The organism is Undibacterium sp. Tian12W (genome assembly GCF_049339405.1).
In the GTDB taxonomy this organism is placed as follows: Bacteria; Pseudomonadota; Gammaproteobacteria; order Burkholderiales; family Burkholderiaceae_D; genus Undibacterium.
Genome location: NZ_JBMPPK010000057.1, coordinates 1 through 1,911 on the forward strand (window position 1 = coordinate 1; position 1,911 = coordinate 1,911).

The 1,911-nt window shown below is 46.5% G+C and carries 1 protein-coding gene; it reads left to right on the forward strand.

Features of this window, described 5'->3' with window-relative positions; all coding sequences use genetic code 11:
- The coding region (locus ACO0LI_RS30550) for a beta strand repeat-containing protein (RefSeq protein ID WP_423037687.1) at positions 1-1,534 on the forward strand (1,534 nt) is incomplete at its 5' end.
- Positions 1,535-1,911: the final 377 nt, after the last annotated feature.

The window sequence follows — 1,911 nt, forward strand, 5'->3', positions numbered from 1 at the left end:
TGGTGGTGGCGTGAACAACACTACAGTTAGCAATGCAGTGACAGTGTCTGGCGGCGCAGTAGTAACAACAGGTGTTGTTGGTACTAACCCAGTGAATGGTGGCGGTACAGCATTGACTCCAACAGCACTGGTAGCTGGTCAAGTTTTCAATAGCACTGTAGGCGTGAACGACAACTTCACAGGCTTGACTGCAACTTTGAATGGTACAACTGTCAACGGCAATGCTGGTGATACAGATGTCATTACTTTGAGTGATGCAGCTACTGCTATCGCTTTCGGTAACGCAGCAGCAGGCGGTACTATCACTAACATCAAGACTGTGAACCTGGCAAATGCAACCAACTCTGTCAGTATTTTCAATACTACAACTGGTATCACTACAATCAATGGCGGCACTGGTGCAGATACAGTTGACGTGACAGGTGCTGGCGCTACTTTTGCAGCTGGTAATGTTAACCTCGGTTTGGGTAATAACCAACTGACTATGGGTAACTTCACTTACACTGGCACTTTCACTGCAGGTGCAGGTACAGATACTTTGGTTCTGGGCACAGGTTCCAACATCGGTGGCGCTAATGTCACTGGTTTTGAAAATCTGACAATTACTACAGGTGGTTCTGTAACAATGTCAGCAGCACAATTTGCTGCTGCCACAGGTACAATCGTAGCTGCTGGTACTACAGCCGGTACTAATGCTGAAACAGTTACTTTGTCAACTGCTGGTACTATCACAGGTAGTGCAGTGATTGAGAACTTCGTTCTGGCTAATGGTACAAATGCTGTAACACTGGCTGCAACTGCTGCTAACCAAACTTTCACTGGTGGCACAGGTAATGATGCATTTACTACTACCTACGCTAACCTGGCATGGAAAACAATCAATGCCGGTTTGGGTACCGATACAGTGACAGTTACTGATGCAGTTGGTGCAGCGTTCAGCTTGGCAGCATCTAGCGCAGCTGGTGCAGCATTGTCTGGCGTTGAAACAGTGAACTTCAATGTTACTACTGGTGCAAATGCTGTAACTCTGTTCAACGGTGCAACAACTGTGAATGCAGCTGGCGGTACTTTCATCCTGGGTTCTGGTGGTCAAACTCTGGTTTCCAGCGGTGCAGTTACAGTAACTGGCGGCGCAGGTGCTGACGCTATCACATTGTCTTCTGGCAATGACACTATCGTTGCTAGTGGTTCCTTGTTCAGCAACAACATTGATACAGTTACTAACTTCAAGGTTGCTGGTACTGACGTGTTCAAAACTGGCACAGCAGCAACAACGCTGAACTCTCTGAACATCGCTACAGCTGACATTTCTACTCTGGCAGCAGCAATTGCATCAGCAGCGTCTGCGGTTGGCGCTGCTGTAGCTTTGCAAGCCACTAACCAGGCTTACATCGTCACAGTAGCTGCTGGTACAGCAGCTGGTACTTATGCCTTCCAAAACATCGGTGGCACTGTAGGTGCAGTTGATGCAGGTGACTTTATCGTGAAACTCGTTGGCGCAGGTTCCATCGTCGCTGGCGACTTCATCGCTTAATTCAGTAAGCAATGCAGGAAAATGGGTAGCTTGCTACCCATGCAGCAGGGAGAGAACATCCTCCCTGCTGTATAAAAATAAAAAACCCACCTCTGTAAAGCGGTGGGTTTTTTTTGCAACGCAATTTATAATTTAATTCGTATTTGTGATTCAAGTCACATTTTTGTGTAAATGCCCATGCTACTCTCCCATTGCTGAAAAAAGTATAAATCCCAGGGTTACTGGAGTTTATTTATTCGCAACAAAACTTAATTAGGAGTTCTTAAATGGCTAATACAGCTGCTGATATCCAAAAGCTTTACATCGCATACTTCAACCGCCCAGCAGACCCAAATGGTCTGGCTTACTGGATGGCTCAAGGTTTCACACTGAACCAA